The sequence below is a fragment of the Paenarthrobacter sp. A20 genome, from assembly GCF_024168825.1.
Taxonomy (GTDB): Bacteria; Actinomycetota; Actinomycetes; order Actinomycetales; family Micrococcaceae; genus Arthrobacter.
Window position 1 is genome coordinate 1,351,801 of sequence record NZ_JALJWH010000001.1, and the last position, 25,587, is coordinate 1,377,387.

The following is a 25,587-nucleotide window of genomic DNA, read 5'->3' on the forward strand; positions in this document are numbered from 1 at the left end:
ATGATTGAACACGTGACTGAACCCGGGTGGGTTGACGTCGAGCGTTACTTGACTGACGTCGTCGTCCGTCCTGATCCTGCCCATCAGCGCGCCCTGGCATCCGCCGTCGAGGCAGGCATGCCTGCCATCGAAGTCGCGCCCAACGCGGGCAAGCTGTTGCGGATGCTGGTGCAGATGTCGGGAGCCAGGCGGGTCCTGGAGATCGGAACCCTGGCCGGGTTCAGCAGCATCTGGATGGCGCAGGGACTGCCCGACGACGGCAGGATAGTTACGTGCGAATTCCTCCAGAAACACGCGGACGTAGCGCGGGCAAACGTGGATGCTGCGGGCGTGGGGCACAAGGTGGACATCCGGGTGGGGGCTGCGCTGGACACCCTCCCCACACTGACGAGCCAGGAATCGTTCGATTTTGTCTTCATTGATGCGGATAAGGAAAACGACTCCAACTACCTGGAGTGGGCCATCAGGCTTGGCCACCCGGGAACGGTGATCGTGGTGGACAACGTCATTTGGGACGGCGCCATCCTTGAACCCGGGCGGGACGATGTCAATGCGCCCGGAATCGTGAAGGCGTTGGAAATGATGGGGCAGGATCCGCGCTTGGATGCCACGGCGATTCAGACCGTTGGCAGCAAAGGCTGGGACGGTTTCGCGATAGCGCGGGTGCGGTAGGTGGATTTCACTCTTCGCCCGGCAACGGTGGATGACGCCGAAGCCATGGCCATCATGCACGTCCAGTCATGGCGCGAGAGCTACGGGTCCTTGTTGCCTCCGGAGTTCTTCGCAAAGCAGGAGGCGGCGCTGCCTGATCGCATCGAACGGTACCGGGCCTTCATAGCAGCGGGGCACACACGGATGCTGGCCCACGGTCCTGACGGTGATCTTGTGGGGCTCGGGGCGGCCGGACCCAGCAGGGACGAGGACGGCCCCTGCGACGTTGAGCTGTTCATGCTTTACACCCTGGAGCGCATCCATGGCCGTGGTGTGGGCCAGGCCTTGATGGATGCCTTGATCGGCGACGGACCGGCCTACCTCTGGGTCCTTGATGACAACCCCCGGGCCCAGGCTTTCTACCGGCGCAACGGTTTTGTGCCGGACGGAAAACGGCAGTTGTGCGATCCCTCGTGGCATTCGCTGCCGGAACATCGGATGGCGCGTCCCGGAGCGCCCGCGGACTGTTCCCAGGGCTGACTCATCTCGATATGGTGATCACGGGCGGTGTCGATGGGGATCGCCCGGGTCGATTCTTGGGAGGAAACATGTCCAATCCAGAGCAGGATCCAAGCGAGCAGGAAGGGCCGGCAGACGGCGGTGCGGCCGGAGTCCCTGGCGCCCACGACGGCGGCGCGGATGGTGGTGCCGACGGCGGCGCGGATGGTGGTGCTGAAGGGCCGGCAGACGGCGGTGCGGATGGTGGTGCTGAAGGGCCGGCAGACGGCGGTGCGGCTGGAGTCCCTGGCACCCACGATGGTGGCGCCGACGGTGGCGCGGATAGTGGCGCCGAAAGACCAGGCAGCTAGGTTTTGAGTTCCACCAGCACTGATTTCCAGGACCCCGGAGCTGTCAAGGATGCCGGGGTCCTGGAAACGCGCCTGATCGACATCGGCTATGAGAGGTTCGCCCGCGACGTCTGGGGGCGGACCGCGTTGCTCACGCGTGGTGTCAGTGACTTCTCTGATTTGTTCTCGGCCAACGCCGTCGACGAACTGGTCTCGCGCCGCGGATTGCGGACACCTTTCCTGCGCGTCGCCAAGGGGGGCTCGACACTTCCAGAGTCCTCATTCACTTCCCCGGCGGGCGTCGGGGCCACCATCTCCGACCAGCTCGACGACACCGAACTTTGGCGCAAATTCGCCGACGGAGCCACCCTTGTCCTGCAGGCGCTGCATCGTACATGGGAGCCGGTATCGAGCTTCAGCACCCAGCTAAGCACCGAGCTGGGACATCCAGTGCAGGCCAATGCCTACATCACCCCGCCCCAGAACCGTGGTTTCGACGATCACTACGACATCCACGACGTCTTCGTCCTGCAAATCGAGGGCACCAAGCGCTGGATCATCCATGAGCCAGTCCATGTGGACCCGCTGCGCAGCCAGCCTTGGACCGATCGCCGTTCCGCCGTCGCCGAGGCCGCTCAGGGCAAGGCCTACATCGATACGGTCCTCGAGCCCGGTGACGTCCTCTACCTGCCGCGTGGATGGTTGCACGCCGCAGAGGCCCAGGGCAAGGTCTCGATCCATCTCACACTGGGAGTCCATAACTGGACCCGCTACGCGCTGGCCGAGCAGCTCGCCCAGGCCGCATTGGCGGCTCTCAACGACGATCCCGAGATGCGCCGGTCCCTGCCATTGGGCGTCGATGGACCCGATGGGGACATCGCCGCCGTCCGTAAACGTCTCGCCGAGGCAGTCGTCGAGGCTGATTCCGCTTCCCTTTTCCACCGCACCCGGAGGGGACAGGGACGCCCGTCTCCGCTTGGTCCCGTCGCCCAGCTCGCGGCTGTCGAGGGCCTCGGCCCCGAGTCGCTGGTGCGGCTTCGGGATGCCTTGGAGGCCAGGCTCGAGGGCTCACGCCTGACGACCCGCGTGGGTTGGCTCGACTTTGCCGAGGCAAATCTGTTGACTGTAAGGCGCCTGCTCGACGGCGGGGATCACCTCGCGGCCGATCTCGGCATTGAACTCGTCGAAAGGCTGTTACGCGCAGGCGTTCTCGTCCCAGCTGAACAGTCGCATTGAGTTGAACAGTCGCATTGAGTTGAACAGTCACGTTGAGCTGAACAGTGACCTTGAGCTGAACAGCGACGGTGGACAGTGACGACCCCGGTGGCCGCAACAGGACGTTTCTTCTGCGCGGACAGCGCCCGGATACGCGGCGACTCGATGGCGGGCACGGCGTCACCAGGCGTGGTTTGGGTCCTCATAGAGCACCGGGGTGGGTGGCCATCCACCGGCTTCGACGGCCTTGAGCTGGAGGCTGGGACCAAGGCCCTGGTGTTGGCGGCGGCGCGGACGGCGCGAGCACGGGTTCTCCTGGTCCGGCGGCCTGGCCCCCGCCAGAGCCGCGGTCCGAGCCGTTGGGCCGTGCTGCGCCATCAAAGTACCGGCGCCTATCAACAACTCTGGGGAACGTGGGCTCGGGATGGGGACCTTGCCGATATTGTTCCAGCACTGGCGTCACCTGGAATGCCCGGTTACCCGCCGGTCATCCTGGTCTGTGCGCATGGTCGGCATGATCCTTGTTGCGCAGTGCGGGGCCTGCCCGTGGGGCGTGCGCTCGGTGAGCGGTGGCCGGAGCAGGTATGGGAGTGCTCCCACATTGGGGGTGACAGGTTCGCAGCCAACGTCGTCGTCGCTCCGGACGGTGTGTACTACGGCGGACTCGATGCGAAGTCCGCCGTCGCTACCGTTGAGGATCATCTCGCAGGCCTCATCCACGCAGAATTCCTTCGGGGGTATACGGATCTATCCCCACCGCAACAAGCTGCTGTCGTGGCCGTGCTCGACCGCTTCGGTCCTGCCGGCCGGAATGACTTTCTGGTCACTGAGTCCTTGCGCGAGGGCGACTATTGGCACCTCCATGTCACTGGCCGCCCACCCCACCCGGCAATGATCGAGGTGGAGCTGCGAGCCCGCCGCGAACCGGCGACCCAGTTGACGTGCCGGGCCCCGGCGGCACGCTCGGCCACCGTCTACGAACCCATCTCCATCCGCAGCTCCTGACACTTGTGGACCACCGGCACGAGCCAGCAGTCGACGGTCGATACCTCCGTCCCCATGCTCCACTAGGCTTGAAGTATGACTGGGACAGGGCGGCAGTAGTGGCGAAACGCGGTAAACCAAACAGGTCTCAGAGGTCGACGGCGGGAGTCGTCGAGGTGCCGGTCGGCGCCCGTCCTGACGGTCCGGTGGCGGGCGTTTACTACATCGATACCGGCGACTGCGAGTTGGTCCCGGACCAGGACAACTCCAACGGCTGGCTCCTGAAGATCAACGGTGTGATGAGCTCGCACATCGACCTCGCCGATCCGCTGTTCCTCGACTTTGAATACATGCGCTGGATCGCGGCGTTGGTGGAATCGCGGTGGCCGCGGGAGCAGAAACCGAAACTCCGCGCACTGCATTTGGGCGGGGGTGCCTGTTCCATGGCGCGCTACTTCCATGCCGCTTACCCCGAGGCCCGTCAGGTAGTCGTTGAGCTCGACGGCAAGCTGGCCGACTACGTCCGTGGCTGGTTCGATCTTCCCAAGGCCCCCTTGCTGCGGATCCGTGTGGGGGAGGCCCGGCACGTGACCGAGTCACTTACTCCGGACACCCGCGACCTCATCATTCGCGATGTATTCGCCGGAGCCTTCACACCCCGTGCCCTCACCACTCGTGAATTCACTGCGTATGCGGACGCTGTCCTGGCCCCCGACGGCTTGTATGTGGTCAATTCCGGTGACGCCCCGGACCTCAAGAACGCCCGGGCCGATGCTGCCACCATCGCGGACACGTTCGAGCACACCATGATCATCGCCGACCCCGCCATGCTGAAGGGCCGCCGCTACGGCAACATGATCATGGCAGGGAGCCATGCGCCGTTCGGTGAAGACCCCACGTTGGCCCGTAAGCTCCTGGGCGGCGGCGTCCCCGCGCACATCTGGGATGATGCCAAGGTGCGCGCGTTCGCCGCAGGTACGCCGGTCCGGCACGACCCAGCGCCGGAGCCGGCCCCCGAGCCGGCGTCAGCTCCGGCTGAGTGAGCTGTTCCACGCTTCCCAGAGCGTTGCGTAGCGGCCGCCGTTAGCCAACAGTTCCTGGTGGGAGCCCGACTCGACAATCCCACCGTGGTCCATCACTACTACGATGTCCGCCGAGGCAGCCTGGGACAGGCGGTGCGCGATCACCACGGACGTCCTTCCTGCCAGCGCAGCCTCGGCGGCCTGATCCAGCATGGTGGCCGAGCCCGTTCCTGCCTCAGCGGTGGCTTCGTCAAGGACCGCGATGGGCGGGTCCTTGAGCATCAGGCGTGCGAGCGCCAACTGCTGCGCCTGCTCGGGTGTGAGTTGGTGGCCGCCGGCACCTACGGACGTCTGCAGCCCGTCGTCGAGCGTTTGAACCCAGGCAGCCCCTACTTCCTGGAGGGCGCGCGTAAGTTCCTCGGCGGAAGCGTCGGGCTTGGCGAGCAGGAGGTCCTCGGCGAGCGTGCCGGAGAAGACGTGCACCTCCTGGCTGACCATGGCGATGCGCTCATGCAAGTCTTCCGGGGGAGCCGCCGCGGAGTCCAGCCCACCCACCCAGGCCGTCCCGCTTCCCGGATGTTCCAATCCCATGATGACTTTGGCCAGGGTGGTTTTGCCTGCGCCGGAGGTTCCCACAATCGCCACTCGCTCGCCGGGCTTCACGGTGAGGGAAACGCCGCGGAGGGCGGGGCGCTGGCCGGGGTAGGCGAACGTGACGTTGTCCAGGACGATGCCGGCGTCAGTGACCGGTGCCCTGGTCGGGGCGGGGGCCGGCGCCGCGGATATGGTCAGACCGAACATCCGGCCCAGGCCGGCCGCGGCTTTCTGGAGCTCGTCGAACTGTCCCAGGACAAGGCCGATCGGATCGAAGAGCCGGTAGAAGTACAGTGCGGCAGCCGTGGCCGCACCAATGGTCACTGCGCCCTCGGCATGGAGCCAGAAACCCACCACCAGCACGGCGGACAGGCCGATGAGTTCCGCCAGGTTGAGGCGGTTGTAGAAGCGGGTCAGGTAGTTGACGCCCTTGAGTGCATGGCCGATGTTCTCCCGGGAAGCGGCAGCAACCAGGTCGGCGTGACGTGCCCCGAGCCCAAGGGCCAGGACGGAAGCGGATCCGTGAACCGTCTCGATGATCTGCTCGGTCCTGTTGGCCTCGGTAATCCGGACAGTCCGATAAATGGGTGCGGTGCGCCGGAGGAACCAGCGGAGGGTGAAGACCTGCAACGGGGCGGCAATGAGCACCGCGACGGCGAAGCGCCAGTCGATCACGCCCAGGCCCAACAGCGTCACGGCGATGGTGAAGGCCGCGCTGGTGAACGCGGGCAGTACTCCGGAAATTGCCTCGCTGACGGCCTCAACGTCGCCGGACACGCGGGCCACGACGTCGCCGATGCCTGCCTTTTCGAGTTGCGCGAGCGGCTTGCGGACAGCTGCGGCGAACACTTCCTCGCGAAGTCCGGCGAGGGCTTCCTCGCAGATCCGGGCCAGCAGGTTCTGTCCCAGTATGCCCAGCAGGGCACCCAGGCCACCGGCAACCAAGAGCCCGATCGCCAGCCAGAGCAGGGCCATGACGTCTCCGCCGCTGGCTGCAATATTGACCATGATGCCCAGGATGGCCGGTGCCGCCAGCCCACAGCAGGATGCTGCCAGCAGCACCAGGATGGTCAGGGTGAGTCGGCCGGGCCGCTGCGCCAGCAGGCGCCACATGGCCTTCCGGGTCTCGCGGGGTGTGGCAATGGGAAGGATTTCGGTGCTCAAGAGCCCACCACCCCGCGGTAGCCAGCGGACGTGGCAAGCAGTTCGCGGTGCGTGCCGGTTTCAGATGCAGCAGCGCCGCTTCCGCCCATCACCACCCGGTGGCAGACGGCCAGCAGCGTGGGACTGGTGGTCACCAGCACCAAGGCCTTGTCAGGGAAGTTCCGCAAGCCATCGGCGATCACGGCTTCGGTGGCGGTATCGACGGCGGTAGTGGGGTCGTGCAGGACCAGCACCGCTTGCTTTTGGTGCAGGGAACGGCCCAGGACCAGTCGCTGACGCTGACCGCCGGACAGGCTCTGGCCGTGCCCGGTAAGTACAGTTTCGGTGCCTTCGGCCAGTTGCGAGACGAAGTCCCCGACGGCGGCAGCTGCCATGGCGCGTTCCTCCAGTTGGGCGTCGGCTGCTGCGACGTTCTCGCGGACACTGCCGCGGAACAGCACTCCGTCATGGCTGTCTGCGAAGATCCTGGACCGGACGTGGACCGGGTCCAGGTCTGCGGCGTCCTGGCCATCGATGGCCACCAATCCGCGGGGAGCGGGCGTGCGAAAGCCCAGGGTGTCCACCAGGAGCCGGGCTTGAGTACCGCTGGGAAGAACGACGCCCACGATTTCGCCGGCCGAGGCTGTGAAGGGAGGGAAAGCAGCGTCGCCGGAGCCGGGCCGGAGTTCCAGCAGCGGGACTGGTTCGCCCCGGGAGGTGAGCGTTGCTGCTGAGGTGGCTGCCGCCGTCGTGCGTTCTTCTGATTCAGGTGCGGGGACAGCATCCGGTTCCGCGAGCAGGACTGCTATGCGGGCCGCTGAGGCGCGCTTCCGAGCGAGTTCGACGCTGAGGAAGCCAAGGGCGGTCATGGGGCCCTGAACGAATTGGGTCACGCCAACAACTGCCACCAACTGTCCCACTGTGATGCTGCCCTGGACGGCGAACCAGGCCGCGAAGAAGGCGATTCCGGCCAGGAACGCTGCGGACAGCGCGGTGCTGGCGCCGTTGTAGGCAGATCGGGAGCGGACAGCCCGCAACCCCGCCACCAAGGAGGTCCGGCTGGCGGTCCGATAGCGGGTCACGGCTGCATCTTCGGCGCCCAAGCCTTTGAGGGGTCGTGATCCCGTGATGAAGTCCGTCGCCAGGGCGCCGGCGCGGGCCGCCGTCGACTGCTCCACGTCGCTTCGGTCCTCCAAGGGTTTGGTGAGCCGGCGCATGACCAGCAGCATCACGGGAGTCGCAATGAGAACGGCCAGTCCCAGGGGGACGGAAATGAGGAGGAGTGTGACGGCTGATGTGACGACGCCGGCCGTGGCAGCGAGGGCGCCGGCGATCAGCCACGCCAAGCCGGCCACCCTGTCAGCGTCGGAGGATGCAATGGCAACAATTTCGCCGGGTGCGCGCCGGGCGGCCATCCCGCGGGGGTGCAGGGTGCGCTCCACGGCAAGTTGCCGGAGGTCGTGGGAGCTCAGAAGGAAGGAACGCTCGGTGGCCAGTGTGCCAAGCCGCCAGGAAAGTGCCAGCACGACGAACACCACAGCCAACGCGCCGAGCCATCCGAGGAGGGCGCCGAAATTGTTCGGTTGAATGGCGTTGTCCACTGCGGCGCCGATGGTTGCAGGGACCAAAGCCTCGCTGACCTGGTGCAGTCCAAGCCCGGCACAACCGGCCAGCAGGAGCTTCCAGCGGCCGTTGGCGAACAGTGCGACGGTGAAGAGTCTGGAGACCTTCCAGGGTGCTTGCTTGTTACGCCCGGGTGGGCAGGACGGAATGGCAGAACTGGAGGGCATGCTTACCATAGTAAGGCTCACCTAACTTCAAGAAGGCCAGATGACCCGCCAAGCTTTATCGCAATCCGGACAGTCCGTACCGCCGGTGGATGCAGAGCCGGACTTGCGGCCGGTAGCCCCCGACGAGGACCCGGCGTCCTTTCCGGTGTACGGCGTCTACACGGGATACTTCGAGTGCGCCACGCCCGCGACGTGGACTGAACATGTCCACGAAACCCATGAGCTGCTATGGGGTGCCCGTGGCGTGCTGACCGTTGAGGCCGATGGCGGCTTCTATGCTGTTCCGGCCACCTTGGGGCTATGGATTCCCGCGGGCGTGGTCCATGCCGTGAAATCCACGCAGGGGACCGGGTTTTACTGTTCGCATATTGATGCGCGGGTTGCCCCGAACCTGGCAGCTCGGACCGTGGCGGTCACGGTGCCCACTGCGGCTCAGGAGCTGTTGCGCCATATGAGCAATTTCGACATGGACGACTCCCTGAGGAGGCGTTCGGAGCGGGTGGTGCTGGGGTTGCTCGACGTAGTGGATGCGCGCCCCATGCTGCTGCCGATGCCCACCGATCCGCGGCTGGAACTCATTGCCCGCGCCCTCCTGGACAACCCCGCCCTGGACCGCTCGCTGGAGGAATGGAGCATCGAAGTATCCATCAGTGTCCGCAACCTGTCCCGCTTGTTCCACAAGGAAACCGGCATGACGTTTGCGCAGTGGCGCATCCATGCCCGGGTGCGCGTGGCGCTGGGATTGCTGGCGGCGGGGTATCCGGTGTCGTCCGTCAGCAGGCGGGTGGGCTACAACAACCCCAGCGCCTTTGTTCAGGTGTTCCGGAAGGTCATGGGGCACACCCCCGGTTGGTACGTGTCCTCACTTAAGGCCGGAAACCACCACTCTTTGGCCGGTTCCGAATAGAATCGAGCGGTTTCAGGGGTCGATGCATTGTTAGGGTAGGTATACCTAACTTCGGTAGCCGCTCAGAGAATCCATCAACGGGTCGCGGCGCCAACGGGAGCTTCCCCAACTCCCCTGAGAATCAAGAGGACCGCAGTGATTTCACGCACCAAAACCATGTCCGCCGCCGTTGCGGCCCTGGCCTCCGCAGCTCTTCTCCTGAGCGGATGCGCCACCACCGACGCCAGCGCCACCGCCACATCGGAAACCCGGACGGTCCAAAGCGAGGTCAAGGAAGTAGTCATGCCGGCCGAGCCCAAGAAGGCTCTGGGCATGTACACCACGGACCTGGACATGCTCATCACCCTCGGGATTCCGCTTGCCAGCCAGCAGCCCATCCGCGACAGCGGTTACTCGGGCTTCCCGTACTTCTTCGACCAGGACGCCCTCAAGGACATCACACCGTTCACCAACTACCCGGAGTTCAACTTTGAGGCCATCCTCAAGGCGCAGCCGGATGTCATCCTGAACGGCCTGGGTTACGAGAAGGAGCTTGACGCCAAGCTCTCCGACATCGCCCCGACCTACACTTTCAACGGATTCGACGGCAGCGACTGGCGCACCAAGTTCAAGACCGTCGCCGAGGCCTTCGGCAAGACCGGGCAGTACCAGGCGTGGATGGACAAGTACCAGGCCAAGGTTGACGACGTGAAGAAGCGTCTGGCCGAGGCAGGCAAGAGTGACCTGGTCATCGGCCCGGTGGACTACTACGAAGACCAAGTATCGGTCAGCTGCTACGGAACGCCGTGCCTGGTCATCAAAGACCTCGGTTTGAAGGTTTCCCCGCTGGCCGATGGTGAAGGCGTCAAACTCAGCGCCGAGCAGCTCGAACAGCTCAACGGAATCGACGCCATCATCACCACCGAGGTCCCCGAAAAGGACGGCGCCAACCCTGATGCCTTCGCTCCTTTGGCCAACAACAAGCTGTGGACCTCGCTGCCCTTCGTGGCCAACAAGCAGATCCACACCTACGACCTCGAAATGATCTACGGCTCCCCGAGCGGCCAGTACGCACTGCTGGAGAAGTTCGAAAAGGCCCTCCTGTCATGATGGGCATCTACCGGGCCGAGGTAGTCGCTACCCGCAAGCTCACCCCCGGAATGGTCCGGATCACCTTTGGCGGTCCAGGGCTGGCCGGCTTCGACACCACGGGTGTCGGCGACGAATACCTCCGTGTGTTCCTGCCGGATCCGGGCACCCATGAGGCTCGCCTGCCGATCTCCACCGGGGACTCCTGGGATTGGTCCGAGGGCGTCGAACCGTCCGCCATGCGGACCTACACGGTCCGCGCTGTGGACGCCGCTGCAGGAACCGTGGACATCGACTTCGTCGTCCACGACGGCGGTTTGGCAGCTTCGTGGGCGCAGCGCGCCCAGGTGGGTGACGCCGTCGGGCTTAACTCGCCTACCGGACTGTATGAACCGCCGGCCGGGCTGCAGTGGCAGATCCTGCTGGCCGACGCCACTGGCCTTCCGGCTGTTGCCCGGCTGGTGGAGCAGACGCCGCCGGGTGTCCGGACGCGTGTGCTGATCGAGGTTGAGGACCCGTCGCACCAGCAGGAGCTGACGCTCGGCGCTGGAACGGAAGTCGCATGGATTCACGGCGGGAACGGCCACAGCCAGTCCCGGCTGGACGAGGTCCTCAAGAGCATGGAGTTCCCCGGCGGCGTCGGCTACATCTGGGTGGCCGGCGAGACCAAGGTGCTGCGTGGGATCCGCAAGTACCTTCGGCACGAAAAGAAGCTCACGCCCGAGTCCTACAAGCTGATCGGCTACTGGACGGACAAGAGCGAAGCCTGGGAAGAGCGCTGGGAAAACCTCGACGCCGAAACCCGGCGCTGGTTCGACGACCTCTGGTCCAACGAGAAGCGGGATCGCGAGGAAATCGTGGACCTGCAGGACGCCAAGTTCGAATTGCTGGGCCTCTAAATGGCGTCCGGAACCATGGTGCCGCGTTCTGTTGCACCTCAAGCGCAGGACGCGGCACCGGTTTCTGCCCAGGACGCGCGCCAGGGTGGTCCACGCCCAGCGGGCTTGGCGGGCGTGAACCGGTACCGGTTCCTGGGGTTGCTGGGGGCGGTCGCCGTGCTGGCCCTGGTTCTCTGGTTGAGCCTGGTGGTGGGCTCCAAAGACGTGGACATGGCCAAGCTGTGGCCCGCGATCACCGCATACGACGGCTCGCCGGAACACGTGATCATCCACGACCTCCGCCTGCCCCGAACCGTCACCGGCGTGGTGGTGGGCATTGCCCTGGGACTGTCCGGGGCACTGATCCAGGCGCTGACACGCAACCCGTTGGCGGACCCCGGCATCCTGGGCGTCAACGCTGGTGCGGGCTTCTTCGTGGTCCTGGGAGTGGCACTTTTCGGAGTGACCAGCATCCAGGACTACATCTGGTTCTCCTTCGCCGGTGCCGTGGTGGCCACTGTGGCTGTGTACTTCATAGGGTCGCGGGGCAGGGGAGGGGCAACCCCGCTCCGACTCACCCTTGCCGGAGTTGCCCTGGGAGCAGTCCTGGGCGGTATTTCGTCCGGCATCACGCTCCTGCGCCCCGCCGTTTTCGACAGCATGCGCAGTTGGAGCGCGGGTACTTTGAACAACCGCACATGGGAAATCTTCACCACCGTGGCATCGTTCATCCTGGTTGGAACCCTCATCGCCCTCGCCATGGCCCGACCCTTGAACGCCGTTGCCATGGGTGACGATACCGCCAGGTCGCTTGGTGCCAACATTGTGCGAACCCGGATCTGGACCATCGTCTCAGTCACCCTGCTCTGCGGCGCCGCGACGGCAGCCGCCGGCCCTATCGGATTCGTAGGGCTCATGGTCCCGCACGTCGCCCGGTGGATCGTTGGGCCGGACCAGCGCTGGATCCTGGCCTACACCCTGGTGCTCTCGCCCGTGCTGCTCCTGGTGTCCGACATTCTTGGCAGGCTCGTTCTCCGCCCCGGCGAAATGCAGGTAGGAATCATCACCGCATTCGTTGGCGCACCCGTCCTCATCTGGCTCATTCGACGCCGGAAAGTGAGCACGCTATGACATCGGTTGATCAGGCGACGTCCGCTGATCGTGCGTCTTCCATCGACTTCGGTCGTCGCACCTTCGCCGTTCGCCATTTTGGCGGACGCGTCTCACTTCGCGTCGACGTCCGCACCCTGGTTGTCACCGCCGTCCTGTTTGCCGCCGCACTGGCGCTCGCCGTCGTCGCCCTTGGCCTGGGCGAGTTCAGAGTTGCGGTACCGGACGTTGTTTCGGCGCTGCTGGGGCACTCCAGCGGTGCCGTGCACATGGTGGTGGTGGAGTGGAGATTGCCCCGCGTCCTCCTGGCCCTGTTGTTGGGGGCGGCCATGGGGGTCAGCGGGGCAATCTTCCAATCGCTGACCCGCAACGCGCTGGGAAGCCCGGACGTGATCGGTTTCAACACCGGCGCCTACACGGGAGCGCTGGTGGTCATCCTGTTGATGGGCGGCGGCTACTTTGCCGTGTCTGCCGGTGCGCTGGTGGGCGGGCTGGTGACTGCCGCACTGGTTTACTTGTTCGCCTTCAAGAAGGGCATCCAAGGTTTTCGGCTCATCATTGCCGGCATCGCAGTGAGCGCCATGTTGGCGTCGGTGAACACCTTCATGATCCTCAAGGCGTCCTTGGAGCAGGCCATGTCCGCTGCCGTCTGGGGTGCCGGGTCCCTGAACAAGATCACATGGGACCAAGTTCTGCCTGTGGTGATCGTGTTCGTGGTGCTGCTGGCGGTGCTGTCATTGTACGGGCGGCGGTTGGGGCTCCTGGAGATGGGCGACGACGCCGCCCGGGCCTTGGGCGTCCGGCTGGAAGGCTCGCGGCTGGTCCTCGCAGTGGTGGGCGTGGCTTTGACCGCGATGGTCACCGCCGCGGCTGGTCCCATTGCCTTTGTTTCTTTGGCGGCACCACAGCTGGCCCGCCGCCTGACCCGTTCCGCTTCCGTGGGAATGGTTCCCTCTGCCGCCATGGGTGCATTCCTCCTGGTGGCCAGCGACATCGTGGCGCAGAACCTTTTCGCGCCGATCCAACTGCCCGTGGGCGTAGTGACCGTCAGCATCGGTGGCTGCTACCTCGTGTGGCTCCTTGCCCGTGAGGTGAAGCGGCAATGAGTGAAGAATTGAAGGAGATTGCTATGACTGACGTGGTGCTTGAAACGGTTCCTGTTCCTGGGTTGGCGCCGGTTGCCGCACGCCTCAGCGCCGAGAACGTGAGCCTGGGTTACGCGGGCCGCACTGTGTCTTCGGCGCTGGACGTGCGGATTCCCGACGGCGAATTCACGGTCATCGTGGGCCCCAATGCCTGCGGTAAATCGACGCTGCTGCGGGCGCTGTCCCGGCTGCTGGAGCCCAGCTCCGGGTCCGTGCTGTTGGACGGCAAGAGCATCTCGTCCTACGGTGCCAAGGAGGTGGCCCGACGTCTGGGTTTGTTGCCGCAAACCTCCATTGCGCCCGACGGGATCACCGTGGCGGACCTCGTTGCCAGGGGGCGCTACCCGCACCAGAAGTTGCTGCGTCAGTGGTCTGAGGCAGATGAGGCCGCGGTCGTTGCCGCCCTGGAGGCCACCAACGTGACCTCGCTGTCCGGCCGATTGGTGGACGAACTCTCCGGCGGGCAGCGGCAGCGCGTGTGGGTGGCCATGGTCCTCGCTCAGCAAACCCCGCTGCTCCTGTTGGATGAGCCCACCACGTTCCTTGATATCGCGCACCAGATCGAGCTTCTGGAGTTGTTCCGGCGCCTCAATGGCGAAGGCAACACCCTGGTGGCCGTGCTCCACGACCTCAACCACGCCTGCCGCTATGCCACCCACCTGATCGCGATGAAGGACGGCGCAGTGGTTGCCGAGGGCCGGCCCGCCGATGTTGTGACGGCCGAGCTGGTGGAGCACGTGTTCGGGCTGCCGTGCATCGTGATCGACGATCCCGTGAGCCACACGCCGCTGGTGATCCCGCTGGGGTCTTGATTTACCCGCGGGGTGGACCTCAGCCTGCGCCCAACAACTCCTCCCGCCGGTTCTCCGTCTCTTCACGCAAGGCCTGCACGACGGCGGCTACCGCGGGGCGGCGCATGGAGTCCGGGCGGAGGACCATCCAGTAGGGGAGGAGCTCGGCGAAGTCCGACGGCAGGAGCCGCACCAAATCCGCGTGCCGATCGGCCATGAAGCACGGCAGGAACCCGATGCCTGCCCCTGCCCGGGTGGCCTCGACGTGGACGAACACATTGGTGGAGCTCAGCCCGTCGCGCATGGTCGGGACCAACCTGCGGGGCGCATCCAGGTCGTCCACTTGCAGCATGGAATCCACGAAGTAGACCAGTTGGTGCTCCGTGAGCTCTTCGACGCTGGCGGGTGACCCGTGGTCCGTCAAGTACGCGCGGGACGCGTACATTCCCAGCCGGTATTCGCCGAGCCTGATCGCTTGGGCACGGTGCACCTGCGGCGTCCCGACCACCACCTCGATGTCCAAACCGGACCGCTGCTGCAATGCCCGCCGGGTCACTGTCACGATCTCGAAACTCAGCCCGGGGTGCGCCCTCCGCAAGCGCGCCACCGCTGGGGCCGCGATATATGCGCTGAAGCCATCGGTCGCGGTCATGCGCACGACGCCGGTAATCGGGTCTGGTGCGCGGTCGCTGGGTCCCAGCGTGCCCACCGCAGCTTCGATTCGCTCTGCGGCCTGCACGGCTTCGGTGCCCAACTCCGTCACCTCCCAACCACCGGCTGCTCGTGCAAGGACCCTGCCGCCCAGCGCCTTCTCCAGCGCCGCTATCCTGCGCGAAACGGTGGTGTGGTTGAGCCCCAAGGCTTGGGCCGCCGTCGTGAATCTTCCTGAACGTGAGACGGCCAGGAAGATGAGAAGGTCATCGGGATTCGGCTTCATATCTGCAATTTTGCACACACATGGTGCCTCTTTGGTCATTGAGGCGCGGCAAATCTGCGGCAATACTCAGTGGAGCATTTCGTGTTGTGGATCACATCACGTTCACAAGGGTCAAAGAGGACACTGAGGAGATGGATATGAGCGTAGAGCAGCGCTCCGCATCAAGAGCCGGGAAAGACGCCGGCAAGGGCTCCGGCCTGAAGAAGATCGTCGCGGCGTCGATGGTGGGCACCGTGGTGGAGTGGTACGAGTTCTTCCTGTACGCCACCGCCGCCACCCTGGTATTCGGCAAGTACTTCTTCCCCAGCACGGGCAACGAACTGGACGGCATCATTCAGGCGTTCATCACCTACGCTGTGGGTTTCGTAGCCCGGCCACTCGGCGGAATCGTGTTCGGCCAGATCGGTGACAAACTCGGCCGCAAGCCCACCCTGCAGCTGACCATCGTGATCGTGGGCGTCTCCACCTTCCTGATGGGCTGCCTCCCTGGCTTCATGGAAATCGGGTACTGGGCACCGGCCATGCTGGTGGCTCTCCGCTTCATCCAGGGCTTCGCGCTCGGCGGGGAATGGGGCGGCGCCGTTCTGCTCGTGGCTGAGCACAGCCCCAACAAGTCCCGCGGCTTCTGGTCCTCATGGCCACAGGCTGCCGTGCCGGTGGGCAACCTCCTGGCCACCCTGGTCCTGTTCGTCATGTCCACCACGCTCAGCAGCGAGGCCTTCCTCGGCTGGGGCTGGCGCGTCGCGTTCTGGCTGTCTGCCGTGATCGTGTTCGTTGGCTACTACATCCGTACCCACGTCACCGAAGCCCCGATCTTCCTTGAGGCCAAGGCGCAGGTGGAGGAGTCCAAGGCCATCAGCTACGGCGTGGGCGAGGTCATCCGCAAGTACCCCAAGGGAATCCTCCAGGCCATGGGCCTGCGCTTCGCGGAGAACATCATGTACTACCTGGTGGTGAGCTTCGCGATCGTCTACCTCAAGAGCGTCCACAAGTACGACACGTCCTCGCTCCTGATGGCACTGCTGATCGCCCACGTCATCCACTTCCTGGTCATTCCCCAGGTGGGACGACTGGTGGATTCATGGGGACGCAAGCCCGTGTACCTGGTTGGCGCGATCGCCGGTGCAACCTGGCCGTTCTTCGCCTTCCCCATGTTCGACACCAGGAACGCTGTGGTGATCGTGCTCGCCGTGACCATCGGCCTCTGCCTGCATGCCTTCATGTACGCCGGGCAGCCGGCCATCATGTCCGAGCTCTTCCCCACCCGCATGCGCTACTCCGGCGTTTCCCTCGGCTCGCAGGTCACGTCGATCTTCGCCGGCTCACTCGCGCCGCTCCTGGCGACCCAGTGGCTCAAGGACACCGGCTCATGGGTTCCCACCGCGATCTATCTTGTGGTCGCGTGCGCCATCACCGTCGTCGCCGTCGTTTCGCTCAAGGAAACCAAGGGCATCGCGCTCCAAGAGGTGGACGAGGCCGACGCGATCCGGCACGGGCTGGTTACTTCATCCGCTTCGAAAGGCTAGACCCATGGACAACTCCCTGAACGGACGCAAAGCCCTGGTGACCGGTGGCGCGAGCGGAATCGGGGCCGCCTGTGCCCGGGCCCTCGCCGCCCGCGGGGCGAAGGTAGTAGTGGCCGACGTCGATGCCTCCGGAGCCGCGGCCTTGGCCGACGAGCTGGGCGGCACCGCCTGGACGGTTGATCTGCTGGACGTGGACGCCCTGGCCGCACTGAGCCTCGACTGCGACATCCTGGTCAACAACGCCGGCATCCAGAAGGTCGCGCCGATCGAGGAGTTTGAACCCGCGGAGTTCCGGCGGATCCTGGCCCTGATGCTGGAGGCTCCGTTCCTCCTCATCAGGGCCGCGCTCCCGCATATGTATGCCAACGGGTTCGGCCGGATCATCAATATCTCATCGGTCCACGGCCTCCGGGCCTCCGCCTACAAGAGCGCGTACGTCTCCGCCAAGCACGGCCTTGAGGGACTCAGCAAGGTCACTGCCTTGGAGGGTGGCGAGCACGGCGTCACGTCCAACTGCATCAACCCGGGCTACGTACGCACGCCGTTGGTGGAGAAGCAGATCGCCGACCAGGCCCGGCTCCACGGCATCCCCGAGGCCGAAGTCCTGGCCAAAGTGATGCTGACGGAGTCCGCGGTCAAGCGCCTGGTGGAGGTGGAGGAAGTTGCGTCGCTGGCAGCCTGGATGGCCTCCGACGACGCCGGCATGGTCACCGGCGCGAGCTACACCATGGACGGTGGTTGGTCGGCCCGGTAGGCCCGGTCGGCGGGGGAATTCGGGCTAACTTTGGCCGCCGATGATTTCTTCGGCATTATCGAAGGCCCAGGTCACCAGGGGGATCAGCAGTGCCGTGAGCTCGCGGCCGCGTTCAGTCAGGCTGTAGTCCACGCGCGGCGGGATGACGGGTCGTGCGTCGCGGCGTACCAGTCCGTCCCGTTCGAGCGTTTTCAGGGTTTGGGCCAGCATTTTCTCGCTGATGCCCTCAGCCCGTCGGCGCAGTTCGCTCCATCGCTGATCTCCTTCGGACAGCGACAGCAGGATCAGCACGCCCCATTTGCTGGTGATGTGGTCCAGTACCGTCCTGCTCGGGCAGCCGGCTGGGAAGACACCGTCCGCGACGCCGGCAGGGAGGGGAGCCAAGAGGGTACTTACTTTCATGTCAGTACCTTACCTTTAAGTGCGTACTCTCTTTCGGGAAGTTATCCATGAAAGCACTGGTTGTGATCGGTGACCGACCCAATAACTTCCTTGAAAGGAACCAGTCATGAGCATCGTCATTACCGGAGCAACAGGCCAGCTGGGCCGCCACGTCATAGAGGCCCTGCTCGAGCGCAATGTCCCCGCTGACAGCATTGTTGCCACCGGCCGCTCCATCGAAAAGCTGTCCGGCTTTGTTGCCCGCGGCGTTCGCGCGGCTGCAATGGACTACGACGACGCTGCTTCGGTGGCCCAAGCGCTTAAGGGTGCCACCAAGGTCCTTCTCATTTCGGGAAGCGCCGTCGGTCAGCGGGTAGAGCAGCACCGCACGGTCATCGAGGCAGCAAAGGCCGAGGGCGTGGAGCTTCTGGCCTACACCAGCATTGCCAACGCAGACACCACCCGCATGAAGCTGGCCGCAGAGCACCAGGCCACGGAATCCATCCTCAAAGAATCCGGCGTTCCCTTCGCCCTCCTTCGCAACAGCTGGTACATCGAGAACTACACCGATCAGCTGCCGGGAACGCTTGCGCAGGGGGCGCTTGCTGGCAGCGCCGGAAACGGCAAGGTCAGCGGCGCTTCCCGCGCAGACTATGCACAAGCTGCAGCCGCGGTTCTGGTCGCGGAGCACCAGGCCGGCAAGATCTACGAACTGGGTGGGGACGAGGCCTTTACCTTGGACGAGCTGGCCGCCGAAATCAGCGCTGCATCAGGGAAGTCCATCGAATACCGAGACCTCCCGGCAGACCAGTACGCCGATCTCTTGACGGGCGCAGGGGTACCGGAAGGCTTCGCGCAGATCCTGGCCGATACCGATCTGGGCATTGGCCGCGGCGAACTGTTGGTCACCACCGGTGATCTCCGGAAACTGATCGGGCGCCCGGCAACTCCCTTGTCCGACGCCGTGCGCTCCGCAGCTGCTGCAATCTGAGCCGAACCCCCTCGCACGACAACAGTTAATGCCAATGTTCCGCGCGAACATTGGCATTAACTGTAGTTTCGGCGCAGGGAATCAGGCGGTTTCGTCCACCAGCTCTGCCCGGCGCAGCCCTCCACCGCGGACCCACAGTTTGTAGGCCACGAACAGCAGCACCAGCCACGTGCCACCTACATACAGGGCTACCCGGGTGTCCTCGAAAACGCCGAGGATCACGATCACCATGGCCATGAACGCCATGGTCAGGATGGACGCGGCAGGCCACAGCGGTGAACCGAATTCCGACGCCGGCAGGCCCTTGCGCTTGATCTCCCGCTTCATGGCGACGTGCGAAGCGAGGATCATCACCCAGACCCACACGGTGGCGAACGTGGCGATCGATGCAATCAGCACGAACACGTCCTCTGGAATGACGGCATTCAGGACGACGCCCACCAGCAGGATTCCGCCCATCATCACCACGGTCATCCACGGAACACCATGGCGGGAGATCTTGCTGAAGCTCTTGGGTGCGTGGCCCTGCTGGGCCAGTCCAAACAGGATGCGGCCGGCGCCGAAAATGTCGCTGTTGATCGCCGAGAGAGCAGCCGTGATGACCACGGCATTGAGGATATGCGGAGCGGCAGGGATGCCCAGTCCGTCAAAGATCTGCACGAACGGGCTTCCACTGCTGCCGATTTCATTCCACGGGAAGATGCTCATCAGCACGCCCAAGGTCAGGACATAGAAGAGCAGAACGCGGACCGGAACAGTGTTGACTGCCTGCGGGATGACCTTCTTGGGATTGGCCGCTTCGCCGGCGGTGATACCGATCGTTTCGATCCCGCCGAAGGCAAACATCACGACGGCGAACGCGGCCAGTAGCCCCTCGAAACCGTTCGGGAACAAACCGCCGTGGTTCACGAGGTTCCCCAGCCCCGGTGCCACGCCACCGCCGTCGCCCGTTTGGAAGCCGAACACGACGATCGCTGCGCCTCCGACGATCATGGCGACAATCGCCACCACCTTGATGAGCGAGAACCAGAACTCGAGCTCACCGAACACCTTCACGCTGAGCAGGTTCATGGCGCCCAGGAACAGGATGATCGCGAGCACCCAGATCCATCTCTCCACCTGAGGGAACCAGAAGCCCATGTAGATACTGAAGGCCGTGACGTCGGCAATGGCTACGATCGCCATCTCGAACACGTAGGTCCACCCGGTCACAAAGCCTGCGAACGGTCCCAGATACTTGCTGGCGTACTGGCCGAACGAGCCCGACACGGGGTGTCGAACTGCCATTTCGCCGAGGGCGCGCATCACCATGAACACGGCCGCGCCGCCGATGATGTAGGCGAGCAGGACGGCCGGTCCGGCCTTTTGGATGGCGGAGGCGGAGCCGTAGAAGAGGCCCGTGCCGATCGCGGATCCGAGTGCCATAAAGCGGATGTGGCGGACGTTGAGGCCTCGGCTGAGCGCCGTACCCGCGGCTTGGAGCACAGAGCTCTCCGCAGCCAGCTTGGTCTGTTGCATAGTAAAACCTTCTCGTCTTTGGGAGGGGATCGCTATCCAGCAGATCACTTTTGGGCCGCTTGTGATCGGACTCACGGGGGTTTGGTGTCTTTGATCGCAGACACTTCCCGGAAGGCTTGGGTGGCGGGAACGGCAATGTCTGGCATTTCAGACATCACCCCGGCGTGGTGGGCTGGCGCCTGCCCTGCCGAGGGTGCACGCTGGAGTACGGGATACCGGACATGCGCTGTTCGACGAGATACCGACCCCCCAGCAGTGAGGAACCATGACAACGTCGCCAATGGCACCAGGCAAGGCCACCTCCAAAGTCCCTGCCGCCGAAAACACGCTGCGGATCCTGAAACTGTTGGCCTCGCGCCGTGGTCCCATGGCGGCGTCGAATATTGCCACCGCGCTGGGTCTCCCGCGCTCCAGCGTGTATCACCTGCTGGGTGTGATGGAGGCCAATGGCTTCGTCCTGCACCTGCATGAGGAACAGCGTTATGGTCTGGGCATCAGCGCCTTCGAGCTCAGCTCGGCCTACTCACGCCAGGAACCACTGTCGCGTCTTGGCCGGCCCATGCTTGCTTCGCTGGTGGACGTGATCGGCGAGAGCGCCCACCTCGCCGTGCTCCATGGCCGCGACGTTCTCTACATCGTGGAGGAACGCGCCAAGAACCGCCCGAGCCTGGTGACCGACGTCGGGGTCCGCCTGCCCAGTCACCTCACGGCCTCGGGCCGCGCGATTCTGGCCGCCCTGCCAAAGTCGCAGGTCCGTGCCCTTTACCCCAACGCCGCAGCCTTTACCTCACGGCACGAGGTGGAGTTCCCCATCATGAAGTACTCCGCATTGTCCTCGCATTTGGACCAGGTGCGCCAGCGTGGCTACGCCACGGAAAACGGCGAAATTACGCCGGGGTTCTGCTCCATCGCGGCCGCAGTGACGGACCACGTTGGATGGCCGACGGCGGCAGTCGCCGTCACGTTCTTGGAGGACAAGGTGCCGGCTGAGCAATGGCCGGTGCTGGCTGCCCGCATCCGCAAAGCGGCAGACGAGTTGTCGGTCCGGATCCACGGGCGCCCTGCCCAGTAGGAAACGCCGGGCGCGTCTGTAATCCCGGACAGCACCCTTCCAAAAGCCGTTCCGGCCGCGGGATAAAGGGGCTTTAGTAGAAGCAGAAGATCTTTCCACCACACACTTCCCACAGACGAAGGAGTCACCATGGCACCCGCCGATTTCACCACTGGTGCCCGTCCGGTCAAGGCCGCCCGGGGTACTGAACTTACTGCCAAGTCGTGGCAGACCGAGGCGCCGTTGCGCATGCTGATGAACAACCTGGATCCCGAGGTCGCTGAGCGCCCGGATGATCTGGTGGTGTACGGAGGCACGGGCCGTGCTGTGCGTTCCTGGGCTGCGTTTGATGCGATCACCCGGACCCTGGAAACCATGGAGAAGGACGAGACGCTGCTGGTGCAGTCGGGGAAGCCGGTGGGTGTGTTCCGCACCCACGAGTGGGCGCCCCGTGTTCTCCTCGCCAACTCCAACCTCGTCGGTGACTGGGCCACGTGGCCTGAGTTCCGCCGGCTCGAGGCTGAGGGTTTGATGATGTACGGCCAGATGACGGCTGGTTCCTGGATCTATATCGGCACCCAGGGCATCCTGCAGGGCACCTACGAAACCTTTGCCGCCGTCGGAAACAAGTTGGCTGCTGAGGGACGCCACCCGGCACCCGCCGCGGAGGGTTCCACCGAGGGGCCGCTGGCCGGGACGCTGACGTTGACGGGTGGTTGTGGTGGCATGGGCGGGGCCCAGCCGCTGGCCGTGACCCTGAACGACGGCGCCTGCTTGATCGTGGACGTCGATGAGACCCGTCTCCGCCGCCGCGCCGGCAAGCGCTACCTGGACGAGGTCGAAACGGACCTGGATGCTGCGATCGCGAAGGTCCAGAAGGCCAAGGACGAGCGCCGTGGCTGGTCCGTCGGTTACGTGGGTAACGCCGCGGAAGTGTTCCCGGAACTGCTGCGCCGCCACAAGGCCGGCGAGGTCACTTTTGATGTGGTCACCGACCAGACCAGTGCGCATGACCCCCTGTCCTACCTGCCCGAAGGCATCACCGTCAACGAGTGGCACACCGAAGCCGAGGCGGATCCGGAAGGGTTCACCAAGAAGGCCCAGGCTTCGATGGCCCGCCACGTCCAGGCGATGGTGGAGTTCCAGGACGCCGGCTCTGAGGTGTTCGATTACGGCAACTCCATCCGGGATGAGGCACGCAAGGGCGGGTACGAGCGGGCGTTCGAGTTCCCCGGCTTCGTGCCGGCCTATATCCGGCCGTTGTTCTGCGAGGGTTTGGGCCCGTTCCGCTGGGTCGCGCTCTCCGGTGACCCGGAAGACATCGCCGTAACGGACAAAGCCATCAAGGAACTGTTCCCGGAGAACACCCACCTGCACAAGTGGCTCGATGCCGCGGCGGACCGGGTGGAGTTCGAGGGCCTCCCGGCACGTATTTGCTGGCTCGGGTACGGCGAACGTGCCAAGGCCGGGTTGTTGTTCAACCAGCTCGTGAAGGAGGGCAAGGTCAAGGCCCCGATCGTGATCGGCCGTGACCACCTGGATTCGGGTTCCGTGGCGTCTCCATACCGTGAGACGGAGTCCATGGCTGACGGGTCCGACGCGATTGCTGACTGGCCGTTGCTGAACGCCCTGATCAACACCTCTTCGGGCGCTACCTGGGTTTCGATCCACCACGGCGGCGGTGTCGGTATTGGCCGGTCCCTGCACGCCGGACAGGTTTCGGTCGCCGACGGCACCGACCTGGCTGCCGAGAAGCTCGAACGGCTCCTGACCAACGACCCCGGTATGGGCGTCATCCGCCACGTCGACGCCGGCTACGACCGCGCCGTCGAAGTCGCCAACGAACGCGGCGTCCGCATCCCCATGAATGAGAAGTAAGAACATGACCATTACATCCAACGAACAGCTCACCGTCACCCTCGGCTCCAGCGGCGTCACGCCGGAAGACGTCGTCGCCGTCGCACGCCACGATGCCAAGGTGACCATCGCCCAGGACGCCCTGGACAACGTTGCCAAGGTCCGCGCCCACATTGACGACCTCGCCACCAGCGATGTCCCCGCCTACGGCATTTCCACGGGCTTCGGCGCGCTGGCCAACCGCCACATCCCCAACGACCTCCGCACCCAGCTGCAGAAGTCGCTGATCCGCAGCCACGCTGCCGGCATGGGCCCGGCCGTGGAACGTGAAGTGGTCCGCGGCATCATGTTCCTCCGCGCCAAGACCCTGGCCTCCGGCCGCACAGGCGTCCGCCCCGTGGTCCTGCAGACCATGGTGGACGTCCTCAACGCCGGCATCACCCCGCTGGTCCGCGAGTTCGGTTCACTGGGCTGCTCCGGCGACCTCGCCCCGCTGTCCCACTGTGCGCTGGTCCTCATGGGCGAAGGCGAAGCAATGGGTCCCGACGGCGAACTGTACGGAACCGCAGGCAAGCCGCCTGTCGCTGAGCTTCTTACGCAGCACGGCATCGAGCCGGTCACCCTTGCCGAGAAGGAGGGCCTGGCCCTCGTCAACGGCACCGAAGGCATGCTCGGCATGCTGCTGATGGCCATCGCCGATATCCGCTTGCTCCTTGCGACGGCGGATGTCACCGCCGCGCTCAGCGTCGAGGCGCTGCTCGGCACGGACCAGGTGTTCCTCCCGGAGCTCCACGCCGCACTCAGGCCGCACCCCGGCCAGGCTGCCAGTGCGGACAACATGCTGCGGGTGCTGTCCAACTCGCCGATCGTCGCATCCCACCGGATCAACGACACCAAGGTCCAGGACGCCTACTCGCTGCGCTGCGCTCCGCAGGTTGCCGGCGCTGTCCGCGACACCGTGGACCACGCCGCGCTGGTGGCGTCCCGCGAGCTCGCCGCAGCGATCGACAACCCGGTGGTCCTCCCGGACGGCCGCGTGACGTCCAACGGCAACTTCCACGGCGCTCCCGTGGCCTACGTCCTGGACTTCCTGGCCATCGCCGTGGCGGACCTGAGCTCCATCGCCGAACGACGCACGGACCGTATGCTCGATCCCGCCCGCTCGCACGGACTGCCGGCCTTCCTCGCCGGAGACCCCGGCGTTGACTCCGGCCTGATGATCGCCCAGTACACCCAGGCCGGCCTGGTCTCGGATAACAAGCGCCTGGCCGTTCCGGCGTCGGTGGACTCGATCCCGAGCTCCGCCATGCAGGAAGACCACGTGTCCATGGGCTGGCACGCTGCCCGGAAGCTGCGCAAGGCCGTGGAGAACCTCCGCCGAGTGCTCGCCGTCGAGCTTGTCACCAGCGCCCGTGCCATTGACATGCGGACGCAAATGTCCGACGGCGAACTCACCCCGGGTCCCGCCGGTACGGCTGTGCTTGAGGTGCTTCGTGAAGTGGTCCAGGGTCCCGGTACCGACAGGTTCCTGTCGCCGGAACTGGAAGCGGCTGACCGTTTGGTCGGCTCCGGAGCGGTCCGCGCGGCCGCCGAATCCGCCGTCGGCATATTGGCCTGACGTCGAATAAAACGCTCATTTGATGGGCATATTTGTCACGCCCCGGTCTTTGTTCGCAACGCAATCACCGGGGCGTGGCAAATGTAGTAGAACTTATGGTGTACGTCACGTCCACGCCAATGATGTCGTGGGCTTGACGGTCAACCGTTCGAACAACTCAATACACAACAGAGAACATCCACAAAGGGGTAGAAGTTCAATGAAGGCACGCGGAGCAGTCCTGTCCAGGCGAAACGCTCACTCGGCTACGGTTTCCGACTGGAAGACGCTGAACGTTGGCGAGGCGGTGGAAGTGGTCAAATACGCCCACGTGATCGCCACCGGCCGGGTCGAGGAAATTTCCAGCAGCGGGAATGTGGTGTGGCTTGAGCACTCGGGCCCCGGCGTCACCGAAGAGGGCAAGGAACTGTTCATGAAGTCCGACGGCGTCACTCTCCGCCGGGCATAGGTACCCAATTGCGACCTGCTTGGGTGGGATAGTTGTTAAACAGAAACCGGGGCTCGTTCCCTTCCGCGGGTAGTAGATGCGGAAGGGAACGGGCCCCGGTTTTTGGCGTCGCTGCCAGAAAATACGTTGGGGGTATCAGGCGGCGAGGACTTCGTGGGTCTGACCGAAGGGAACGGATTCGTCCAGGGCCACGGTGTAGGTGCCGGGCTCGTGGCGCGTCACCAGAATTCCACAGGCAGCGTCTGCTGCTGCGTTTTCGATCAGGGCATCCACTGCGCGGTCGAGTCCGTCGTGGATCTCGTCTGCCTTCGAGAAGGACAGGCGAATTTCGCGTTCTGCAGTCATTGCAGGGGTCATTGG

The 25,587-nt window shown here is 64.7% G+C and carries 25 protein-coding genes; 19 read left to right on the forward strand and 6 right to left on the reverse strand.

What is annotated here, in order from left to right; all coding sequences use genetic code 11:
• The 6 genes from J3D46_RS06555 to J3D46_RS06580 all read left to right on the forward strand — a co-directional run bounded on the left by J3D46_RS06555 (position 1) and on the right by J3D46_RS06580 (position 4,741).
• Positions 1-672 carry an O-methyltransferase gene (locus J3D46_RS06555; protein WP_253465864.1) on the forward strand — a complete coding sequence of 224 codons (672 nt, stop codon included), beginning with the start codon at positions 1-3 and terminating at the stop codon, positions 670-672.
• Entirely contained in the window at positions 673-1,191 is a 519-nt protein-coding gene (locus J3D46_RS06560) for a GNAT family N-acetyltransferase (protein ID WP_231340567.1), read from the forward strand.
• 68 nt (positions 1,192-1,259) lie between these two features.
• On the forward strand, positions 1,260-1,520 hold the full coding sequence (locus J3D46_RS06565) for a hypothetical protein (RefSeq protein WP_253465866.1): 261 nt from the start codon (positions 1,260-1,262) through the stop codon (positions 1,518-1,520).
• Positions 1,521-1,523: 3 nt separating this feature from the next.
• A complete protein-coding gene (locus tag J3D46_RS06570; protein ID WP_253465870.1) occupies positions 1,524-2,735 on the forward strand; it encodes a cupin domain-containing protein in 1,212 nt (403 codons plus the stop codon).
• Positions 2,736-2,810: 75 nt separating this feature from the next.
• Entirely contained in the window at positions 2,811-3,719 is a 909-nt protein-coding gene (locus tag J3D46_RS06575) for a sucrase ferredoxin (RefSeq protein ID WP_308292020.1), read from the forward strand.
• 98 nt (positions 3,720-3,817) lie between these two features.
• Positions 3,818-4,741, forward strand: coding sequence for a spermidine synthase (locus J3D46_RS06580; RefSeq protein WP_253469165.1), 924 nt, complete (start codon positions 3,818-3,820; stop codon positions 4,739-4,741).
• Here the strand turns inward: J3D46_RS06580 and J3D46_RS06585 are convergent.
• Both J3D46_RS06585 and J3D46_RS06590 read right to left on the reverse strand, forming a co-directional pair.
• Positions 4,724-6,478, reverse strand: a complete 1,755-nt coding sequence (locus tag J3D46_RS06585) for an ABC transporter ATP-binding protein (protein WP_253465873.1) — start codon at positions 6,476-6,478, stop codon at positions 4,724-4,726. The genes J3D46_RS06580 and J3D46_RS06585 overlap by 18 nt on opposite strands.
• Positions 6,475-8,247 carry an ABC transporter ATP-binding protein gene (locus tag J3D46_RS06590; RefSeq protein WP_253465876.1) on the reverse strand — a complete coding sequence of 591 codons (1,773 nt, stop codon included), beginning with the start codon at positions 8,245-8,247 and terminating at the stop codon, positions 6,475-6,477. The genes J3D46_RS06585 and J3D46_RS06590 overlap by 4 nt, the downstream gene beginning before the upstream one ends.
• Before the next feature lie 40 nt (positions 8,248-8,287).
• Between J3D46_RS06590 and J3D46_RS06595 the strand changes: the two genes are divergently transcribed.
• From J3D46_RS06595 to J3D46_RS06620, 6 genes are all read left to right on the forward strand, one after another.
• Entirely contained in the window at positions 8,288-9,154 is an 867-nt protein-coding gene (locus J3D46_RS06595) for an AraC family transcriptional regulator (RefSeq protein WP_231340572.1), read from the forward strand.
• A gap of 135 nt (positions 9,155-9,289) precedes the next feature.
• Complete coding sequence (locus J3D46_RS06600; protein ID WP_231340573.1) at positions 9,290-10,243, forward strand: ABC transporter substrate-binding protein; 954 nt, start codon at positions 9,290-9,292, stop codon at positions 10,241-10,243.
• Complete coding sequence (locus tag J3D46_RS06605; RefSeq protein WP_231340574.1) at positions 10,240-11,121, forward strand: siderophore-interacting protein; 882 nt, start codon at positions 10,240-10,242, stop codon at positions 11,119-11,121. Before J3D46_RS06600 ends, J3D46_RS06605 begins: the two co-directional genes overlap by 4 nt.
• Complete coding sequence (locus J3D46_RS06610; protein WP_253465879.1) at positions 11,122-12,231, forward strand: Fe(3+)-siderophore ABC transporter permease; 1,110 nt, start codon at positions 11,122-11,124, stop codon at positions 12,229-12,231. It begins immediately after the preceding gene.
• Positions 12,228-13,316 (forward strand): iron chelate uptake ABC transporter family permease subunit, encoded by a 1,089-nt coding sequence (locus J3D46_RS06615; RefSeq protein WP_253465882.1) that lies wholly within the window; start codon positions 12,228-12,230, stop codon positions 13,314-13,316. The genes J3D46_RS06610 and J3D46_RS06615 overlap by 4 nt, the downstream gene beginning before the upstream one ends.
• A 23-nt stretch (positions 13,317-13,339) precedes the next feature.
• On the forward strand, positions 13,340-14,167 hold the full coding sequence (locus tag J3D46_RS06620; RefSeq protein ID WP_253465885.1) for an ABC transporter ATP-binding protein: 828 nt from the start codon (positions 13,340-13,342) through the stop codon (positions 14,165-14,167).
• A gap of 19 nt (positions 14,168-14,186) precedes the next feature.
• Here J3D46_RS06620 and J3D46_RS06625 read toward each other — a convergent pair whose 3' ends face one another.
• Positions 14,187-15,083, reverse strand: a complete 897-nt coding sequence (locus J3D46_RS06625; protein WP_253465887.1) for a LysR family transcriptional regulator — start codon at positions 15,081-15,083, stop codon at positions 14,187-14,189.
• 137 nt (positions 15,084-15,220) lie between these two features.
• On the opposite strand from J3D46_RS06625, the gene J3D46_RS06630 reads away from it, so the two are divergent.
• A complete protein-coding gene (locus tag J3D46_RS06630) occupies positions 15,221-16,609 on the forward strand; it encodes an MFS transporter (protein ID WP_253465890.1) in 1,389 nt (462 codons plus the stop codon).
• 4 nt (positions 16,610-16,613) lie between these two features.
• Complete coding sequence (locus J3D46_RS06635) at positions 16,614-17,363, forward strand: 3-hydroxybutyrate dehydrogenase (RefSeq protein ID WP_091464813.1); 750 nt, start codon at positions 16,614-16,616, stop codon at positions 17,361-17,363.
• 24 nt (positions 17,364-17,387) lie between these two features.
• On the opposite strand, the gene J3D46_RS06640 is transcribed toward J3D46_RS06635, so the two are convergent.
• Positions 17,388-17,765: a helix-turn-helix domain-containing protein gene (locus J3D46_RS06640; RefSeq protein ID WP_231340580.1), complete on the reverse strand. Its 378-nt coding sequence runs from the start codon at positions 17,763-17,765 to the stop codon at positions 17,388-17,390.
• Positions 17,766-17,871: 106 nt separating this feature from the next.
• Between J3D46_RS06640 and J3D46_RS06645 the strand changes: the two genes are divergently transcribed.
• Positions 17,872-18,735, forward strand: a complete 864-nt coding sequence (locus tag J3D46_RS06645; RefSeq protein ID WP_231340581.1) for an SDR family oxidoreductase — start codon at positions 17,872-17,874, stop codon at positions 18,733-18,735.
• Between the two features lie 81 nt (positions 18,736-18,816).
• Here J3D46_RS06645 and J3D46_RS06650 read toward each other — a convergent pair whose 3' ends face one another.
• Positions 18,817-20,253, reverse strand: coding sequence for an amino acid permease (locus tag J3D46_RS06650; protein WP_253465892.1), 1,437 nt, complete (start codon positions 20,251-20,253; stop codon positions 18,817-18,819).
• A gap of 265 nt (positions 20,254-20,518) precedes the next feature.
• Here J3D46_RS06650 and J3D46_RS06655 point away from each other — a divergent pair, with 265 nt between their 5' ends.
• From J3D46_RS06655 to J3D46_RS06670, 4 genes are all read left to right on the forward strand, one after another.
• Positions 20,519-21,325: an IclR family transcriptional regulator gene (locus J3D46_RS06655; protein ID WP_231340583.1), complete on the forward strand. Its 807-nt coding sequence runs from the start codon at positions 20,519-20,521 to the stop codon at positions 21,323-21,325.
• Between the two features lie 129 nt (positions 21,326-21,454).
• On the forward strand, positions 21,455-23,182 hold the full coding sequence (locus J3D46_RS06660; RefSeq protein ID WP_231340584.1) for a urocanate hydratase: 1,728 nt from the start codon (positions 21,455-21,457) through the stop codon (positions 23,180-23,182).
• 4 nt (positions 23,183-23,186) lie between these two features.
• Positions 23,187-24,779 (forward strand): histidine ammonia-lyase, encoded by a 1,593-nt coding sequence (gene hutH / locus J3D46_RS06665; RefSeq protein ID WP_253465895.1) that lies wholly within the window; start codon positions 23,187-23,189, stop codon positions 24,777-24,779.
• A gap of 199 nt (positions 24,780-24,978) precedes the next feature.
• The gene (locus tag J3D46_RS06670) at positions 24,979-25,227 is read left to right on the forward strand and encodes a hypothetical protein (protein ID WP_159709121.1); all 249 of its coding nucleotides are present in this window, start codon (positions 24,979-24,981) and stop codon (positions 25,225-25,227) included.
• A gap of 135 nt (positions 25,228-25,362) precedes the next feature.
• On the opposite strand, the gene J3D46_RS06675 is transcribed toward J3D46_RS06670, so the two are convergent.
• Positions 25,363-25,584 (reverse strand): hypothetical protein, encoded by a 222-nt coding sequence (locus J3D46_RS06675; protein WP_090823628.1) that lies wholly within the window; start codon positions 25,582-25,584, stop codon positions 25,363-25,365.
• Positions 25,585-25,587: the final 3 nt, after the last annotated feature.

Excerpts from the sequence above, each read along its gene's own strand:
- J3D46_RS06555 (WP_253465864.1), top strand. The coding sequence starts at position 1 with ATGATTGAACACGTGACTGAACCCGGGTGGGTTGACGTCGAGCGTTAC.
- J3D46_RS06565 (WP_253465866.1), top strand. The coding sequence starts at position 1,260 with ATGTCCAATCCAGAGCAGGATCCAAGCGAGCAGGAAGGGCCGGCAGAC.
- J3D46_RS06590 (WP_253465876.1), bottom strand. The coding sequence starts at position 8,247 with ATGCCCTCCAGTTCTGCCATTCCGTCCTGCCCACCCGGGCGTAACAAG.
- J3D46_RS06595 (WP_231340572.1), top strand. The coding sequence starts at position 8,288 with ATGACCCGCCAAGCTTTATCGCAATCCGGACAGTCCGTACCGCCGGTG.
- J3D46_RS06605 (WP_231340574.1), top strand. The coding sequence starts at position 10,240 with ATGATGGGCATCTACCGGGCCGAGGTAGTCGCTACCCGCAAGCTCACC.
- J3D46_RS06610 (WP_253465879.1), top strand. The coding sequence starts at position 11,122 with ATGGCGTCCGGAACCATGGTGCCGCGTTCTGTTGCACCTCAAGCGCAG.
- J3D46_RS06615 (WP_253465882.1), top strand. The coding sequence starts at position 12,228 with ATGACATCGGTTGATCAGGCGACGTCCGCTGATCGTGCGTCTTCCATC.
- J3D46_RS06620 (WP_253465885.1), top strand. The coding sequence starts at position 13,340 with ATGACTGACGTGGTGCTTGAAACGGTTCCTGTTCCTGGGTTGGCGCCG.
- J3D46_RS06625 (WP_253465887.1), bottom strand. The coding sequence starts at position 15,083 with ATGAAGCCGAATCCCGATGACCTTCTCATCTTCCTGGCCGTCTCACGT.
- J3D46_RS06630 (WP_253465890.1), top strand. The coding sequence starts at position 15,221 with ATGAGCGTAGAGCAGCGCTCCGCATCAAGAGCCGGGAAAGACGCCGGC.
- J3D46_RS06635 (WP_091464813.1), top strand. The coding sequence starts at position 16,614 with ATGGACAACTCCCTGAACGGACGCAAAGCCCTGGTGACCGGTGGCGCG.
- J3D46_RS06640 (WP_231340580.1), bottom strand. The coding sequence starts at position 17,765 with ATGAAAGTAAGTACCCTCTTGGCTCCCCTCCCTGCCGGCGTCGCGGAC.
- J3D46_RS06645 (WP_231340581.1), top strand. The coding sequence starts at position 17,872 with ATGAGCATCGTCATTACCGGAGCAACAGGCCAGCTGGGCCGCCACGTC.
- J3D46_RS06650 (WP_253465892.1), bottom strand. The coding sequence starts at position 20,253 with ATGCAACAGACCAAGCTGGCTGCGGAGAGCTCTGTGCTCCAAGCCGCG.
- J3D46_RS06655 (WP_231340583.1), top strand. The coding sequence starts at position 20,519 with ATGACAACGTCGCCAATGGCACCAGGCAAGGCCACCTCCAAAGTCCCT.
- J3D46_RS06660 (WP_231340584.1), top strand. The coding sequence starts at position 21,455 with ATGGCACCCGCCGATTTCACCACTGGTGCCCGTCCGGTCAAGGCCGCC.
- hutH (WP_253465895.1), top strand. The coding sequence starts at position 23,187 with ATGACCATTACATCCAACGAACAGCTCACCGTCACCCTCGGCTCCAGC.
- J3D46_RS06670 (WP_159709121.1), top strand. The coding sequence starts at position 24,979 with ATGAAGGCACGCGGAGCAGTCCTGTCCAGGCGAAACGCTCACTCGGCT.
- J3D46_RS06675 (WP_090823628.1), bottom strand. The coding sequence starts at position 25,584 with ATGACCCCTGCAATGACTGCAGAACGCGAAATTCGCCTGTCCTTCTCG.